This window comes from Lacibacter sp. H375 (genome assembly GCF_037892425.1).
Taxonomy (GTDB): Bacteria; Bacteroidota; Bacteroidia; order Chitinophagales; family Chitinophagaceae; genus Lacibacter.
Genome location: NZ_JBBKTT010000001.1, coordinates 3,578,859 through 3,594,581 on the forward strand (window position 1 = coordinate 3,578,859; position 15,723 = coordinate 3,594,581).

A 15,723-nucleotide genomic window follows, 5' to 3' on the forward strand; every position below is an offset into this window, starting at 1 on the left:
ATTTTTAAGATATGAAGATGACACTAAAACCGGTTTACATCATGCTTGCCCTGCTGCTCACAGGATTCATGGCATGTAAGAAACCATTAGACACAATACCTGATACTTCATTAACGGATCTAAAAACGTTTGATGACGTACGCAGTGCGTTACGTGGTGCGTACGATGGTTTCCAGAGTAACAACTATTATGGCAGCCCGGCAGCCTCCGGTTCGGCCAGTGCATGGAGTGCGTTACCTGAACTGATGGGTGATGATTTTGTTGAGGCATTAGAAAGTTTAGGGAATTGGAATATTATGAGCGAAATGAGTTATGCTTCTGATAATGGCGTTGCTGCTGCAGCGTTCATTCAACCCTATGAAATTATTTCAAGAGTTAATAACCTGCTGAAGTTTGTTGAGAAATATGAAACCGGTTCAACAGAAGCTGAGGCAAAACGCATTAAAGCTCAGGCATTGGCAATTCGTGCACATGCGCATTTTGACCTGATGCGTTATTTCGCTGTTGATTTTGGTCGTAACTCAACGGCGTTAGGTGTACCATTTGTAACTGTTTTCGATCCTCAAAAGCCGTTTGCTAATTTACCTTCCCGTAACACCGTAAAAGAAAACTATGATGCAATTCTGAAAGATCTGGGAGATGCATTGGTCGCTTTTCGTGCTGGCGGAAATACTACCGGCAATGGCTCACGCAACTATATAGACAGTGTGGTTGTTTATGCTATGCGTGCACGGGTAAATTATTACGCTTCTGAATGGAATGCTGTAATTGCCGATGCAAATATTGCATTGGGATTAAGACCCGTTGGCTCAGCAGCAAATTATATTTCTGCATTTGCCACCGCAGGTGAAGCTGCTCCGTCAAGTGAAGTGTATTGGGCAATCCCTTCTGATAATGCTTTACGTCCCGGTGGTGCTATCAGCGGAGCAAGCCCTAACTACCGTGTAACAGCAGCCATGAGTGCAATCTTACAAGCCCAAGGCGGTGCTTATGTTGACCCGGGTGTAAACCGTTTCAACCAGGCTGGTTCGGGTGGTATTCAACGTACACTCAGCTGGAAGTATCCCGGTATACGCAGCTTTAAAGTTTTCCGTGCGGGAGAATTGTTGTTGATGCGTGCTGAAGCGAAACAACGCACCAATGACCTTAGCGCATTAACTGATCTCAATACATTGCGTACAAATCGTGGCGTGGCAATTGGAGCGGAAGTTGGCGCTGCATTGCTCGATGCTATCTTGTTACAACGCAGGGTTGAATTGTTGGGCGAAGGTCATCGCTGGTTTGATTTGCGCAGAACTACCAAAACAATTGTGCGTACAGAATGTGGTGTTGCCGGAGGTTCACGGGCAGCAAACTGCAATATCGGACCAACATCAAGGTCATGGACATTCCCGATCCCTTTCAATGAAATAAAAGTGAATCCCAATCTTGTTCAAAATCAAGGCTACTGATACTGATTAACGAAGGGTTTAATAAGAAAGAGCTGTTCAGGTAATACTGAACAGCTCTTTTCTTTACGATTGTTGCTCGTGCTCTTCCTGTTGCGGAAGATGTGCATTCATCACTTCTTCGATCTTCTCGTGCAACACCGCTGTTGAGGAAGTCACCCAGTCGGGCAGATCGTGGTTTTCCAGTATTTTCCACTTGTTATCTTCTTTGTGCATTTTAAAGAGTAACCTGTTGCCACGTTCATCGGCCACATCTACGCTGAACATGCCTTCTTGAAGGCCACCAAGCTTTCTGAAGTTAAATTCACGTAGGCGTCCATCTGCCTTGATGAGACGGGTGAATTGAATGTTTTTTACGACTTGTAGTTTCATCAGTAAGTTTTTAAAAGTTGTGTGTGCACAGTTTTACCGATGCGGATATGGGGACATTTTATAAAGCAAAACTCATGCACAAATGATTTTTTGTGGAAAACTTGCCTTTTACAGCTGTTAAAAAATCAGATTATTGCTGATCTGCTTTCAATGTTTATTGCTCATTGAGTAATTCAATTCGCCGATTAAACAAACATTCAGTCTTTAATGATCCGGGCTTCTTTGATGATATCGATCTGCGGGAATTTGTTGATAAACCATTTATTGCCCTTAAAGTAAATTGTATCAGCCGGTTTCATGGCATCATTGCCATAGCCTGAAAAGAATTGTCGCACCACATCCATACCAGTAATCACTTTTGCGAAAGGTACAAAACCTTTCACGCCACCTGCATTTAACGTATCATACGTGAGATTATTTCGCAGGTTGATGAAGATGGAGGTTTTGCGGGTGTTGGGAGCGCCACGTGAAAAACAAATGGTACTGTCGGTATTGGAGCCAACCACGGGTTCGTCTTTCAGATTTTTTCCTTGCCAGAATATATTCTTCTGTTTGTCTTCGCTAACACCAAACTGCACCAAAAAATCTTTCACCACCCGAAAGATCACAGTGTTGTTATAATAACCACTGCGGATGAGTTGATAAAAACGGTCAGCGCCAAGCGGCGACCAGCTTCGATATACTTCAACAGTGAAGTTGCCTTTGCTGGTAACGAACTCTGCTTTGAATGTTTCAGGTGCTTTTAATTTTAAGAGATTGGCATCTGTCTTTAATACCTGTGCCTTTGTTTGCAACAAACAAAAAGCTGCCAACAAAAAAGAAAAAATCGTTTTCATGAATTGTATCTCCGTCTGCTAAAATTAATAAACCCCGACTGAATTCAGACGGGGTTTATTACACTCAGAACTTTAGAACTAAAAAACTTTATTTCTTCGCTACACCACCTTTCTTGCTGTCAACACTGATGGTATATTTTCCGCTGCCCTGCACCACCCAACGAACAGTAACAGTTGATAAGCCCGGAATATTCTCCACTTTAATTTTCTCCGGGTTACTTGTTTGTTCTGTTGTGATGTTGAGATCAGCATTTTCAACGATCATTCCCGCAATCGCTTTTACACCGCTGATGGAAATATAATCAGGACGTTCGATTTTGTATTTCAGATCATGACTGCTGTGCGTTGGCATAATACGGCTGTTTGAAATGACAGCAGTTACTTCTTTCAATCCATTGCCTAAGTCTTTTTCAGTAACTGTATCAACTTTCAACAATGGTGTATGATATGCATGATAGATGGTGAAAGCCATGTTACGATGTGCGTCACTCTCTAATAAAAAGCCGGGGTGTGCACGACCGAAATTTTTCTTGAAGCCGCCAATTTCAATTTTACCGTACTGCGGATGATCATATTCATGCCAATCAACAAATGCATCTTTAAATAAAAGATAAGTATCAAAGTTGAAGTTGGTATTATCCTGCGGGTTACGGGTTGCGTCTTTATTAAAAAATAAAAAGGGCGTCCATAATTCGTTTGAATAAGTGTAGATGCCACGGCCACCATAGAACCAATCGAGTTCACCACCGTAAGCAGGGTAGAGGTCTTTATGAACAACGAGATAACGGTAACCGGGAATCAACTCTTCACCTTTCTTTGCAATAATATCATACACCTGTATGTCTTGCGGATTGTAAGTAACCTGGTCTGTTGGATCACCGGGGCCACGTAAGATCATACCACCTGCATTGTGATACGATTGTGCTCCTGCAATATTCGGATGCTTCATTACAAAGTCCATCACTGCTCTTGTTTCGGGTAATGAGAAGGGATATTTATACGCACCATTCTGTATATAGTTTGGTTGCCATCCCCAGCCCCAATCACGGTTAGGATCGTATTGAAAAGTATAACCGTCTTCGTTCACCACACCATCACCATCATTATCTTTTCCTTCAAGACCAAGCATTTCATATTCACCTTTTTCATCGGGTCCAACCTGTATCATTCTGCGTGGATCAGACGGATCAACACGTAAACGTCCATTTGGATTTTTGCGGCGCATGATCAATACTTCATTATCACCATCCAGGTCATCGTAACCATCTTCATCAACTAAACCATCACGATCATTATCAACCGGCAATACACCCGAACGTGGTGAACTTCCTGTATTGGGTTCGTGAAAATAACTATCACGTCCATCAGGGTTGATGGTTGGAACGATATAAAAAACTTTATCGGCCAATAACTCTTTAATGAAGCGAGTGTCTTTAAATGATTCTGTTAAATACCATGCGGTGTACATCGAGAACTCTGCACCTTGAACTTCGTTTGAGTGAATATTGCCATCGATATACATGCCCGGTTTCTGATCAGTATTGCCTGTTTTAAAATCAGTAATGGTAAGGCACCAGATATCTCTGCCTTTAAATGATTTGCCGATCGATTGCAGTTTTGCTAACTCAGGGTGCGCTGCTGCAATCTTTTTCAGGATATCTGTAATGCCTGCATGATCGTAATAACGGTTCCAACTGATAGCAACTTTTGGATTAGCCGGTGAGCCAGATGCTTTAAATACCTGGTCAGCCGTTTGTGCAGTCGCAAACAATGCTGTAAAGCTGAAAGCTGTTGATACGATGAATTGTTTTATCTGAAATTTCATTTTTGTAATTTTTAGCGTGAACATTAAAGCGTAACCTCAATTGTTTTTGTGCCTGTTGTTGGGCTGCCTGCTTCAATTGTGATCTTGCCGCTACCTTTGATCAGCCAGCTCAGTTGTTTGGAGCTGTAACCTTCCAACGCATTCAACAGTTGAATCTTTTTTCCACTGATTATCGATTGGCTGCTGCTGTTGTTCACTTTTACATTAATGCGTTTTACCCAGTAACTGCGCTCGCCCAATTTTGAATGAGAAGGCAATGCAGATTTGTTGATCACATCAAGGGTAACTCTTGTTAATCCATTTGCCAGCTTTTCTGTTTGCACATTAATGATGTCCAGTTCCGGTTGAGACGCAGCGAGTTTGATTAAAAATGCACTATGCTTTTTTACAAGATCAGAAACAAGTGAGTAGGGGGGCGTGTTTTGAGCAAACGGATCAACACCGCCAACTTCTACTTTCTGATTAGGGAAATCGGGATGCTGAATTGTTTTCCATTCTGTAAACACATTGCTGACGTTTTGTTGCGACGCCCAACGGAGATAATTTGCGGAAGCATCTTCTACAATGAATGCTTTTTCATTCTTAGCGGTATCAGGTTTTGTTTTTGGTACCCACCATCCCGGTGTGCTGAAACTGAAACGGCCATAGTGATAATATCCCCATGATAACAGATCACCACCGCTCACTGATGATGCAGGCGCATCTTTCAAGCCAACAGTTTTGTTATAAAGTTCGCTTACCATGCTGTTCACTTTTGTATCGGGCATTAACCAGCCAGCAAGAATAGGAGCCGTTGCTGCCTGTGCATTAAAAGAGTAAGGCGTACTTAAATTATTATTGCTGCTGAAACTGATCACTGCATATACATTAAAGCGATCAAACAACTCATCAAGCAATGCTCTTGTTTCTTTTTCACTTGCAGGAAATTCACCGGAGCCTTGTGAAAAAGAAGGATGTTTGAAAGTTAAATTCTTATTGAACCAAACGCCGCCTTCTCCATCTTCATTAAAGCTGCCGTCTTTGTCATTGTCTTTTCCTTCAGCAAAAACAAGATAGTTTCCTTTTTCTCCTTTGCTAACATCGGCTTTGATCAATACTCTCGGGTCATTCGGATGAACACGATGTGTACCAACAGGTGATTCAATACGCATCCAGGTGATCTTGCCATTGCCATCAAGATCATCATAATCATCTTCATTATTGTTTCCATCACGGTCGTCATCTGTAGAGGTGGCATTGCCCTGGCGTTCGTAACGTAGCGATGAAAAGTATTGTTCCATTGCATCAGGACTCATGTTAGGAAAAATATAGTACGTGGTTTTGTTGAGCAAGTTCTTGATACTGTCGGTTGCAATGCCTTGCATCAGTTGTTCTGCAAAACCAATGGCGAGTTCGGTGCTTAATGGCGCATTTCCTTCCACACCACCAATCACTGCAATGGCAGGTTTTGTTTCTGTGTTACCTGAGCCGATGGTGATCTGCCAAATGTCTTTGCCGCCGTTTGTTTTAGTCAGCGATCTTACTTTCACCCATTGTGGATTTGCTTTTACCAATGCATTGATGCGGTTGGTTTGCTGGGCGAAGTTGCTGTAGCTGGTTTGTGCAGTTATGCTGTTGTAACATAAAAGGCACAACAAATAAATACCTATTCTTTTCATCATAAAGAAATTGTTTTGGAAACCGAATATACTGAAAACAAAACCCTGCAACATTGCTTTTGATGAATGGTGGAATGGGGTGATAGGAAGATGTAGGAATCAGGAATTGGGGATTAGTAGTTGGGGGTCGCTTTGCTTTATCTGAATTTTGCAGAAAGAGTATAACAAACTTTCTCGTTAATGCGATAGAATATTTCGTTGTTTACCTTCCTTGCTCTTCGCAGATTGCGTCTGTCGAGTAAGATCCCCTTCTCATCGTAGTATTGCGGCTGGCTATAAAACGTAAGAATAAAATATTTTTCAGGAGCAAAAGGCGCACGAAGCGATTTGTTGCGAATAGACATGAACGTAAGCAAACGCTTCTCTCCAGCCACATAATAGTCGAGTTTGTTCACCCAGGTGCAATGTGCTTTCTTCATATACTGCAGTAAATATGCAGTTGCGGTTGTATCGTATCCGTATTTGTATAAACTGTCGTAGAGTGATGGGTCGTTTAAATTAAATTCATACACATAACGAATGCTGTCAGTTTTCATTTCAATTAATACATGCCTGAATTCCTCATCTGTAAAGCCAAGCGATAATAGTTTTGTTTGGGCAATATGGCTATAGACAGCTTCTATCCCCACAATATCTTTTTCATGTTCATTGTAATAATTTATAGGGAACTGTCGTGACACAGAACAGGAGGTTGTGGTTACGATGAACAGTGCGAAATAAATAATATGTTGCAGGTGCTTGCTCATTTCCTGTTTTTTACACTCCAGCTAACGCCATAGAGTATACGTTTAAAAGTGCTTAATTCAATTTGTCGTTGTGTGGTAAAGCCTGCGTCCCAGTAAGTCATTGTGACGATGCCATTTTCTTCAGTAAGTTTTTTCAGGATCACAAAATGTGTAGGGATGTGTTTTTTTATTTTTGCATGATTCTTACGGCGAAGAACTGCGTTATTGAGATAAAGAAAGACATCGCCAATCTCTAATTTTTCCTGCAGGAATTCAACTGGCTTTCTCAGCTTTAGTCTTGTGAGATCGTAACCAATACATTGTATTTCTGCTTTCATGGTTACACGCAGCATGTCATTAAATTTTGAAAGATTGGTTGCTGCCCACAAGCCAAGCTCTCTTCCTTCTTTATAGTTAAGATGAAAAAGATTGATATAACCTTTGAAATGATCGGCCAACGTAAAGAACAACATTTGATCAGCATCGTTACGATCCAGTTCGCCTTCATATAAAACCAATCCCACCCGTCTACGTACTGCATCAGATGGTTTGTACATTACCCCGGCATATTCTGCTTTGCCATTTTTATACAGATTGATCATGAATTGCACATATCCCAGGGGATCCTGTCGTGTTAATGCATAACCCACCGCAGCGAACGCACAGAAGTTGGTGTTGCGGCCAGCATACAGAAAAACAGGATGTTCAATATTTCGTTCCAGGTTTTGTAAAAACAATTGCTGATTCACCGAGGCCCATTGGGTACTGTTGGTAAGCTTGGTTTGTTTCAAAAAGGCTAAAGCCTGTTGTTGTTTGCCGGCAAAAGAAGTTCCATTTGTTTGAGAACGGGAACAAATGGGTACACTGAAAATGAAGTAAAAACAAATAATAACCTTTGATAATCTCATGCTTCGCTGTTGCGTGGTAAAAATAATGAGAAACTTGTTACGGCCACTTCCTATTAAACGCCATTTGACTGTCAGATTTTTTGGCTTCAGTGCTTGCATTTCGTAAATGAAATGATTAATTTGGAATACTTACTTCCTGCAATCCGAATCTATTAATTCTAACAGCTGCTTTGTGGGTCATTTATTTATTCAGCAGCATCTGTGCTTACCCTCGTTTTATTTCAAAACCTAAAAACAAAAAAGCAATGAAAGAGAAAACGCAAAAACATGTACCGGCACGCAGGAAATTTTTGACTGCCGTTGCTGCAGGTGCTGCTGCATTAAGTTTGGCTTCTTTGCCAAAAGCAGTTCAATCAGCACCATTACTAAATGATGACGTTTTAGCCGATGAAAGCAATCCCGACGAATGGTTTAAACAGATCAAAGGAAAACACAGAATGGTGTTTGATGCTACACAACCGCACGAGGTGTATCCGTTTGCATGGCCAAAAGTTTTCCTGATGACCAACGAGGCTACGGGCACTGCTCCAAAAGATTGCAGTGTTGTGGTAGTGCTGCGGCATACAGCCATTGGCTATGCTATGGAAGATAAGCTCTGGGAAAAATATAAGCTTGGTGAATTGTTTAAAGCCAATGATCCAAAGACAGGTAAAGCGGCAACACGCAATCCTTTCTGGCAACCAAAGCCGGATGATTTTGTAATTCCTGGTATTGGTGCAGTACCGTTGGGTATTAATGATCTGCAAAAAGATGGTGTAATGTTCTGTTACTGCCAGGCGGCATTTTCCGTTTATTCTGCTGTTGCAGCAGGTATGGCGAAAATGGATGTGGAAGCTATTCGTAAGGAATGGCTCGCCGGTATACTGCCAAATATTCAACCTGTTCCTTCAGGCGTATGGGCATTAGGCAGGGCACAGGAACATGGGTGCGGTTATATTTTCGCCGGTTGATAAAAGTAATCCCTCGTTGATCTTTCATCAGCGAGGGATTATTGTTTATAATCAGTAATAAGTTGGGCAATTGAAGCTTTTACATTGAAAAGCCGGGTGCAACATTTTCATAACCACTTTTAATTACTGTTGAGATCATTTTGAATTTTTCAAAAGCGTTGATGTAATGTATTTTGTGAGCAGGAATAATAATCCCTGTTCCTAAATGCAATTCATGTTTATTGTTTTCGATGGTGATCTCAGCTTTCCCGTCGATGATCTGAACAAAAGTATCGAAGGGGGTAATTTTCTCACCTTGTTCTTCGCCCTGATCAAAGGAAAGTGCCGTAACATTTCCCGTTGTTTTGCGGATGATCGTTTTGCTTACCACAGCATTAGGGACATAATCGATAATCTCAACCACTACATGTGGTTTTCCTTTTTCCAATTCTCCGTTGTCGTCCTGCATATTGTTACTTTGCATGTTTTTCTGTTTTATATGATTCCCATTCATGTAATTCGAAATGGCCTCTTGTAAAACGATATTAGTAAATGTAAACTATTTTGGCAGCTTATTCGATTAAATTGCATAGCAATACAAAACAGACCGTTTTAATGATTATAAAACAAAACCCGTTTCATTTGAAACGGGTTTTGTTTGTTGCATGAAGCAAATAACTTCTTGCTCTTTATTAATAACGATACAATTCAGATTTGAACGGACCACTCTGTGGAATACCGAGGTACTCAGCTTGTGCAGGAGTTAATTCATCTAATGTAGCACCAACTTTTGCAAGATGTAAACGTGCAACCTTTTCATCCAGATGTTTTGGAAGAACGTACACTTTGTTTTCGTACTTGCTGTGGTTCTGCCACAATTCAATCTGCGCTAATGTTTGGTTGCTGAATGAGTTACTCATCACGAATGATGGGTGACCTGTTGCACAACCTAAGTTTACCAAACGGCCTTCAGCTAACAGGATGATATCTTTACCATCGATGTTATAAAGATCAACCTGTGGTTTAATGGTATCTTTTGTATTGCCATAGTTTTGGTTCAACCATGCAACATCAATTTCAATATCAAAGTGTCCAATGTTACAAACAATTGCTTTATCCTTCATCAATTTGAAGTGTTGACCAGTGATCAAATCACGACAACCTGAAGCAGTAACGATAATATCCGCTTCCTTCACTGCATCGATCATACGCTTTACTTCAAAGCCATCCATTGCAGCTTGCAATGCACAAATAGGATCGATCTCAGTAACAATTACACGACAACCTGCACCACGTAAACTCATGGCACTTCCTTTACCCACATCACCATAACCTCCAACAACTGCTACCTTACCAGCCATCATTACATCAGTTGCACGACGGATCGCATCAACTAAACTTTCCTGGCAACCGTATTTGTTATCGAACTTAGATTTTGTAACGCTGTCGTTAACATTGATCGCAGGCATTGGTAATGTACCTTTCGCCATACGCTCATATAAACGGTGAACGCCGGTTGTTGTTTCTTCACTCAAACCTTTAATGCCGGCAACGAGTTCAGAATAGTTATCTAATACGATGTTGGTTAAATCACCGCCATCATCAAGGATCATATTCAACGGACGATCAGGTGAACCAAAGAACAATGTTTGTTCAATACACCAATCAGCTTCTTCTTGCGATTGACCTTTCCATGCATAAACACCAATACCTGCAGCAGCAATTGCAGCAGCAGCCTGATCTTGTGTAGAGAAGATGTTGCAAGAGCTCCATTTTACTTCAGCACCTAATGCAATCAATGTTTCAATCAACACAGCTGTTTGAATGGTCATGTGCAAACAACCGGCAATACGTGCACCTTTCAATGGTTGAGAAGCGCCATATTCTTCACGAAGACTCATTAAGCCAGGCATTTCTGCTTCCGCCAAACGAATTTCTTTGCGGCCCCATTCGGCCAATGTGATATCTTTTACTTTGTACTTCAGATCGAAGTCAATTGTGTTTCTTGTGAGCGTTGACATATGTAATGTTTTAGATGGCAAAGGTAGTTTTTCAGGATAAAATAATACGAATGTGAATAAATTCAGGAAATCATTCTAATTTGGTGGTATATAAAAGGATAAAAACCTGATTACCCATGGCAAAAGCGACGAAAACAGAACAAACGACTAAAGAATCGGTTACACTCGATAAAACCGACCTCAGCATTCTTCGTCTCCTGCAACAAAATGCAAGGATGACGGTGAAAGAGATCGCTGATAAAGTACACCTGAGTACCACGCCTGTGCACGAACGTATCAAGTGGCTTGAACGAAGTGGTGTAATCAAACAGTATGCGGCTTTGATCGATCATGCAAAAGTAAAGAAAGGGTTGATGGTGATCTGTTATGTATCGCTAAAAGAGCACAGCAAAAATGCAGGCACAAAATTTATTAAGCATATTAACGAGCTGCCTGAAGTGATCGAGTGCTATAATATTTCAGGCGAGTTTGATTTCATGTTGAAGGTGGTGGCAGAAAACATGGATGATTATTATAACTTTCATGTAAACAAACTGAGTCAAAGCGAAAACATCGGTAACGTGCAGAGCGTATTTGTGATGGGCGTGTTGAAGCAGACACATGTGATGGTGTAGACAAGTTCGATGTATGCAACGTCAGGTGCCCTCGTAGGACGTTTAACAGCGAATAATTATCATTTTCAAATTATCAACTATAAATTAAACATCTATGTACAACTACGACACTGTAACCGAAGCAATCAACGACTTAAAAGCAAGAGGATTTACGCTTGATTTCAATTTGCAGACAAATGCTTTGCAATGTTTCAATCCCGATCTCAATCTTGAACCCGAAGAATTTGAGATCAAAGAGATTTATCGGTTTGAAGGTGATACCAATCCATCAGACGAAGAAATTGTATATGCCATTGAATCGAAAGACGGACACAAAGGAGTGTTTGTAAATGGTTATGGCACTTCAGCCGATGTCGTGGGATCTGATATGATGAAGAAGCTGGTTGATCATCATAACCAATAATCTTATTCCATTTTTGGGAGCAGGTAAATAATGAAGCCGAAGAAGATAATGAGTGCTGATACATGAATAGCAACAAATGGTTTTGCTTCAGGTTCTCCTCTTGTTAATTTGATAAAGTAACGGGCGGAAAAGAACAGGCTTATAATGGGGAAAGCCCAGAATGCATAAACAAGAAGTGCATTGCGATATGGAAAGCCGGGTGTGATGTAAACATTGAACAAGTTAACGATGTAGAGTAAGTATAATACAATTGTAATACTGATGTTAAGAAAACGATCGGAGAAATTGAACTTCATTTGCCTTATATCTTGAATTGAGTTTGTTGTTGCTCTTTAAATATCGGGATGAAACATATTCTTTGAAAGATTATGATGCTCTTTAATGGCTTTCTTTGAAAGCCATACTGCAAAGATGAAGGAACCAACTGCTCCAACAAACAATAAACCATCGCTCAGGTATTTATTGACAGTGGGATTTCCCTGCAGGAATAAAAAGAAATCATAGGTTCCATGAAAGAATGCAGCCCAGAAAATACCGGTGAACAAGTAAAACTTTCTTCGTTCCGGTTTAAACTTTGCCTTACCTGCAAAATACCCCATGAGAACGGCAAATGTTGCATGTGCAGGTACACTTAAAAACATACGCACCACTGCAGTGCCTAAGCCATGTTGCTGCACATACAAAATATTCTCTACTGTTGCAAAGCCCATCCCGATCATTACGCTGTACACAATGCCATCAAAAGGTTCGTCAAAACTTTTCCTGGGATAAGCATACGACCGAAGCATAATGTATTTGCTCCATTCTTCACTCAGCCCAACAATGATATAGGCAAACACGGCTGTATACAAAATTCCACCACCCATCAACCTTTCTACAGGTTTTACCGTAAGTAGTTGAATAATGATTGCGGGGATAATGCTTAGGCACCCGAGCAGAAAACATAATAGCAGGTTGAAATGTGGCTCACGGTTAAACCGGTCTTTCAGAAAAATGTAAAGACTGATAGCAATACCGGGTGCAATGGAAAGGGCGAGCAGAAGCATGGCGGTGAAATTGCTTAAAGATACTTGCAGAAGATGATTTTATTTGCTCAGTTCAATTTATTTTTAAGTATGAATCGGAAATCTTTTATTGCAACGATTGTATTTTCTGTTTTGTTGACTTGCCAGTTAAAAGCGCAACGCTTTGGAGGTAATCCACCTTCACTGAAGTTTTACCAGTTGAATACCGATACTGTGCGTATCATCTTTCCAAAAGGTTTGGAGAAACAAGCAAAAGAAGCGGCCTGGTTATCACATCAGTTGGTGCGTGATTCAGCAGCTTCATCGCTTGGATATAAATTACGAAAGTTCAATGTTGTGCTGCAAAATCAAACCACGGCCTCAAATGCATATGTTGGCCCGGCACCGTGGCGCAGTGAATTTTATATGATGCCTGATCTGTCGAATCTTGGTAGTGGCAGTATTCCATGGCATCAGTATTTAACCTTACATGAATTCAGGCATATTGAGCAGTTTTCAAACTTCAATCGTACCATTCCAAAAATTGCAGGTTTCTTTTTTGGTCAGGAAGGACAAGCGGTTGCTATGAATCTTGCTGTGCCCGATTGGTTTTGGGAAGGTGATGCTGTATGGCAGGAAACAGTGAACAGTAAACAGGGGCGTGGACGATTGCCTTCTTTCTTTAATTCCTATCGCTCGCTTTGGTTAGCGAATAAAAATTATTCTTACGAGAAATTACGCAACGGTTCTTATCGTCACTTTGTTCCCAATCATTATGATCTCGGTTATCTGCTGGTAAGTTATGGCCGTGAAAAATATGGCAATGATCTGTGGACAAAAGTGAACAACGATGCGCTGGATTTTAAAGGATTATTTTATCCATATCAAAAAGCAGTGAAGCGGCATACAGGCGTTGCTTACAAACAGTTTGTGAACGATGCATTCAACTGGTATAAAGAGGAAATGAAAACAAAAGAATCGTCGGTGTTTCAGTCGCTTCAATCGATCAATAAGCCAACAAAGAACAGTGTGGTGAATTATGAGTATCCGTTTATTACGGATGATGGGAGTGTTTTGGTGTTGAAGTCGGGTTATAGGCAAATACCGAGATGGGTGCGTATTCATACAGATGGACAGGAAGAAAAATTGAGAGTGAAAGATATTGCCGATGATAGTTATTATTCTTACAGAGATGGGAGGGTTGTGTACACGGCTTTCGATACGGATGCCCGTTGGGGATGGAAAACTTATTCTGTACTCAAGGTATGGGACACAAGAGTCAATGAAGTTAAAAAGATCAGCAGCAAAACAAGATTATTCCAGCCAGATATTTCGCCCGATGCAACTGCTGTTGTTGCCGTGAATGCAGGAACAGATCAACAAACAAATCTCAGATTACTGCAATTGAATGACAGTGGAGTTGTTGATCTGTCAAACGCAAATCAATACATTTATACCTATCCCCGTTTTACTGCTGATGGTTCTTCTGTGATCAGTGCTGTGAGAAATACAAAAGGGGAAATGACATTGTTGCAAACAAATCTTTCATCGAAGCAGGAAGAGATTTTATTTCCGTTCAGCAATGCAGTATTGGCGTATGTGCAGGTGGCAGGTGATACGGTGTTGTTTACTTCTTCTCAAAAAGGAACAGATGTTTTGTATTTGTATGATATAAAAAGTAAAAAGTTGTTTCGTGCAGCTGATTTACCCAATGGAAATTACCAGGCAAGTCTTGATACAAAATCGCAAACAATTATCTGGAACACATTTACTGCTGATGGTAATATGTTGCTGAAACAAAAGTTGAGTGAAGCAAAACTGGTGGAGGAGAAATCAGCTACTCCATTAAGTGATCTGTATTTATCCGGTAAAACATTTGCAGCTACTGACCTGTTGAAAAATGTACAGCCTTTAGCTGGTGAAGTAACTCGTTATCGCTCAGGCAAAGGGTTGTTGAACATTCATAGCTGGAGGCCTTTTGCAGATGATCCCGATTACGGCATCACATTCTATAGCCAGAATATTCTCAACACATTCGTTGGTGAATATGGATATACGTATAACCGCAATGAGGGTTATAACCAGGTGTCGGCCGATTTGATCTATGGTGGATGGTATCCGCAATTATCAGTTGGTGCATCCCAAACATGGAACAGGAATTTTGCATTGAATGAGGATACAACAATCACATTCAACCAAACAAATCTGAATGCAGGTTTTAGTATTCCGCTGAACTTTACGGGAGGAACAACGTATAAGAATCTTACGCTGTCTGCCACTTACAATACTGAACAATTCAACTTCACAGGTATTGCCAAGAAGATTCTTAAAGATCAGCAATTCAATTATATCAGCACCAGCCTTAACTGGGTTACACAAAGTCAGCAGGCGAGGCAACAAATATTTCCCAAGTGGGCAAATGTTATATCGTTGCGATACAGAAGAACTACAGATGGGCAACTAGGTAATCAGTTACAAGGCAATATCGGATTTTATGTTCCTGGTTTATTCCGGAATCACAGTATTGCTTTTTTTGCAACAGGCTTTGCACGTGATACACTTCGTGGTTCTGCTTTCAGTAATAATTTTCCTTTTGCAAGAGGATATGCTGCTTTCAACTATCCACGTATGTGGCGCTTCAGCACGAACTATCATTTCCCTATTGCCTATCCTGAATTCGGAATTGGCCAGATGATCTATTTCCTGCGGGTGAGGGCAAATCTATTTTATGATTACACGGCTATCAAAAGTTTGCGAACGGGGAATGTGTTTCCATTTGAATCTGTGGGAGGAGAATTGTTTTTTGATACACGCTTGTGGAATGTGCAGCCGTTTTCGTTTGGTGTGCGTTACAGTTATTTGTTAAGTGTAGATGATCTTGGATTGAATCGCAACCCACATCAGTTTGAGTTGGTGTTGCCGTTGGATTTGTTCTAGTTGAGTATAAGTAAAAAGAAAAAGCCGATTGGGTTTTCAATCG

The 15,723-nt window shown here is 40.8% G+C and carries 15 protein-coding genes; 5 read left to right on the forward strand and 10 right to left on the reverse strand.

The annotated features are described in order from the left end of the window. Nucleotides 1-11 precede the first annotated feature (11 nt). Nucleotides 12-1,451, forward strand: a complete 1,440-nt coding sequence (locus tag WG954_RS15365; RefSeq protein ID WP_340437571.1) for a RagB/SusD family nutrient uptake outer membrane protein — start codon at nt 12-14, stop codon at nt 1,449-1,451. Between the two features lie 63 nt (nt 1,452-1,514). On the opposite strand, the gene WG954_RS15370 is transcribed toward WG954_RS15365, so the two are convergent. From WG954_RS15370 to WG954_RS15395, 6 genes are all read right to left on the reverse strand, one after another. Next, on the reverse strand, nt 1,515-1,820 hold the full coding sequence (locus tag WG954_RS15370; RefSeq protein ID WP_340437572.1) for a hypothetical protein: 306 nt from the start codon (nt 1,818-1,820) through the stop codon (nt 1,515-1,517). Nucleotides 1,821-2,017: 197 nt separating this feature from the next. Continuing rightward, the gene (locus WG954_RS15375; protein ID WP_340437573.1) at nt 2,018-2,656 is read right to left on the reverse strand and encodes a peptidylprolyl isomerase; all 639 of its coding nucleotides are present in this window, start codon (nt 2,654-2,656) and stop codon (nt 2,018-2,020) included. An 88-nt stretch (nt 2,657-2,744) separates the two neighbouring features. Beyond that, nucleotides 2,745-4,481, reverse strand: a complete 1,737-nt coding sequence (locus tag WG954_RS15380) for a M14 family metallopeptidase (RefSeq protein ID WP_340437574.1) — start codon at nt 4,479-4,481, stop codon at nt 2,745-2,747. A gap of 23 nt (nt 4,482-4,504) precedes the next feature. Further along, entirely contained in the window at nt 4,505-6,142 is a 1,638-nt protein-coding gene (locus WG954_RS15385; RefSeq protein WP_340437575.1) for a M14 family metallopeptidase, read from the reverse strand. A gap of 134 nt (nt 6,143-6,276) precedes the next feature. Then, nucleotides 6,277-6,885, reverse strand: coding sequence for a hypothetical protein (locus tag WG954_RS15390; RefSeq protein WP_340437576.1), 609 nt, complete (start codon nt 6,883-6,885; stop codon nt 6,277-6,279). Then, nucleotides 6,882-7,772 carry a hypothetical protein gene (locus WG954_RS15395; RefSeq protein WP_340437577.1) on the reverse strand — a complete coding sequence of 297 codons (891 nt, stop codon included), beginning with the start codon at nt 7,770-7,772 and terminating at the stop codon, nt 6,882-6,884. The genes WG954_RS15390 and WG954_RS15395 overlap by 4 nt, the downstream gene beginning before the upstream one ends. Nucleotides 7,773-8,017: 245 nt before the next feature. Here WG954_RS15395 and WG954_RS15400 point away from each other — a divergent pair, with 245 nt between their 5' ends. Then, a complete protein-coding gene (locus WG954_RS15400) occupies nt 8,018-8,722 on the forward strand; it encodes a twin-arginine translocation signal domain-containing protein (RefSeq protein WP_340437578.1) in 705 nt (234 codons plus the stop codon). 79 nt (nt 8,723-8,801) lie between these two features. On the opposite strand, the gene WG954_RS15405 is transcribed toward WG954_RS15400, so the two are convergent. Both WG954_RS15405 and ahcY read right to left on the reverse strand, forming a co-directional pair. Continuing rightward, complete coding sequence (locus WG954_RS15405) at nt 8,802-9,185, reverse strand: cupin domain-containing protein (protein ID WP_340437579.1); 384 nt, start codon at nt 9,183-9,185, stop codon at nt 8,802-8,804. A gap of 208 nt (nt 9,186-9,393) precedes the next feature. After that, a complete protein-coding gene (gene ahcY / locus WG954_RS15410; RefSeq protein ID WP_340437580.1) occupies nt 9,394-10,722 on the reverse strand; it encodes an adenosylhomocysteinase in 1,329 nt (442 codons plus the stop codon). A gap of 116 nt (nt 10,723-10,838) precedes the next feature. On the opposite strand from ahcY, the gene WG954_RS15415 reads away from it, so the two are divergent. Next, nucleotides 10,839-11,336 carry an Lrp/AsnC family transcriptional regulator gene (locus WG954_RS15415; RefSeq protein ID WP_340437581.1) on the forward strand — a complete coding sequence of 166 codons (498 nt, stop codon included), beginning with the start codon at nt 10,839-10,841 and terminating at the stop codon, nt 11,334-11,336. Nucleotides 11,337-11,430: 94 nt separating this feature from the next. Then, nucleotides 11,431-11,739 (forward strand): hypothetical protein, encoded by a 309-nt coding sequence (locus WG954_RS15420; RefSeq protein ID WP_340437582.1) that lies wholly within the window; start codon nt 11,431-11,433, stop codon nt 11,737-11,739. Between the two features lie 2 nt (nt 11,740-11,741). Here the strand turns inward: WG954_RS15420 and WG954_RS15425 are convergent, their stop codons facing one another. Next, nucleotides 11,742-12,035: a hypothetical protein gene (locus WG954_RS15425; protein ID WP_340437583.1), complete on the reverse strand. Its 294-nt coding sequence runs from the start codon at nt 12,033-12,035 to the stop codon at nt 11,742-11,744. 36 nt (nt 12,036-12,071) lie between these two features. Further along, a complete protein-coding gene (locus WG954_RS15430) occupies nt 12,072-12,785 on the reverse strand; it encodes a PrsW family intramembrane metalloprotease (protein WP_340437584.1) in 714 nt (237 codons plus the stop codon). A 69-nt stretch (nt 12,786-12,854) separates the two neighbouring features. Here WG954_RS15430 and WG954_RS15435 point away from each other — a divergent pair, with 69 nt between their 5' ends. Further along, complete coding sequence (locus WG954_RS15435) at nt 12,855-15,680, forward strand: hypothetical protein (protein WP_340437586.1); 2,826 nt, start codon at nt 12,855-12,857, stop codon at nt 15,678-15,680. The last annotated feature ends 43 nt before the right edge of the window (nt 15,681-15,723 follow it).

Coding starts and splice junctions, on each gene's coding strand:
- WG954_RS15400 (WP_340437578.1), top strand. CDS start 8,018: ATGAAAGAGAAAACGCAAAAACATGTACCGGCACGCAGGAAATTTTTG.
- WG954_RS15395 (WP_340437577.1), bottom strand. CDS start 7,772: ATGAGATTATCAAAGGTTATTATTTGTTTTTACTTCATTTTCAGTGTA.
- ahcY (WP_340437580.1), bottom strand. CDS start 10,722: ATGTCAACGCTCACAAGAAACACAATTGACTTCGATCTGAAGTACAAA.
- WG954_RS15425 (WP_340437583.1), bottom strand. CDS start 12,035: ATGAAGTTCAATTTCTCCGATCGTTTTCTTAACATCAGTATTACAATT.
- WG954_RS15430 (WP_340437584.1), bottom strand. CDS start 12,785: ATGCTTCTGCTCGCCCTTTCCATTGCACCCGGTATTGCTATCAGTCTT.
- WG954_RS15390 (WP_340437576.1), bottom strand. CDS start 6,885: ATGAGCAAGCACCTGCAACATATTATTTATTTCGCACTGTTCATCGTA.
- WG954_RS15365 (WP_340437571.1), top strand. CDS start 12: ATGAAGATGACACTAAAACCGGTTTACATCATGCTTGCCCTGCTGCTC.
- WG954_RS15370 (WP_340437572.1), bottom strand. CDS start 1,820: ATGAAACTACAAGTCGTAAAAAACATTCAATTCACCCGTCTCATCAAG.
- WG954_RS15405 (WP_340437579.1), bottom strand. CDS start 9,185: ATGCAAAGTAACAATATGCAGGACGACAACGGAGAATTGGAAAAAGGA.
- WG954_RS15385 (WP_340437575.1), bottom strand. CDS start 6,142: ATGATGAAAAGAATAGGTATTTATTTGTTGTGCCTTTTATGTTACAAC.
- WG954_RS15380 (WP_340437574.1), bottom strand. CDS start 4,481: ATGAAATTTCAGATAAAACAATTCATCGTATCAACAGCTTTCAGCTTT.
- WG954_RS15375 (WP_340437573.1), bottom strand. CDS start 2,656: ATGAAAACGATTTTTTCTTTTTTGTTGGCAGCTTTTTGTTTGTTGCAA.
- WG954_RS15435 (WP_340437586.1), top strand. CDS start 12,855: ATGAATCGGAAATCTTTTATTGCAACGATTGTATTTTCTGTTTTGTTG.
- WG954_RS15420 (WP_340437582.1), top strand. CDS start 11,431: ATGTACAACTACGACACTGTAACCGAAGCAATCAACGACTTAAAAGCA.
- WG954_RS15415 (WP_340437581.1), top strand. CDS start 10,839: ATGGCAAAAGCGACGAAAACAGAACAAACGACTAAAGAATCGGTTACA.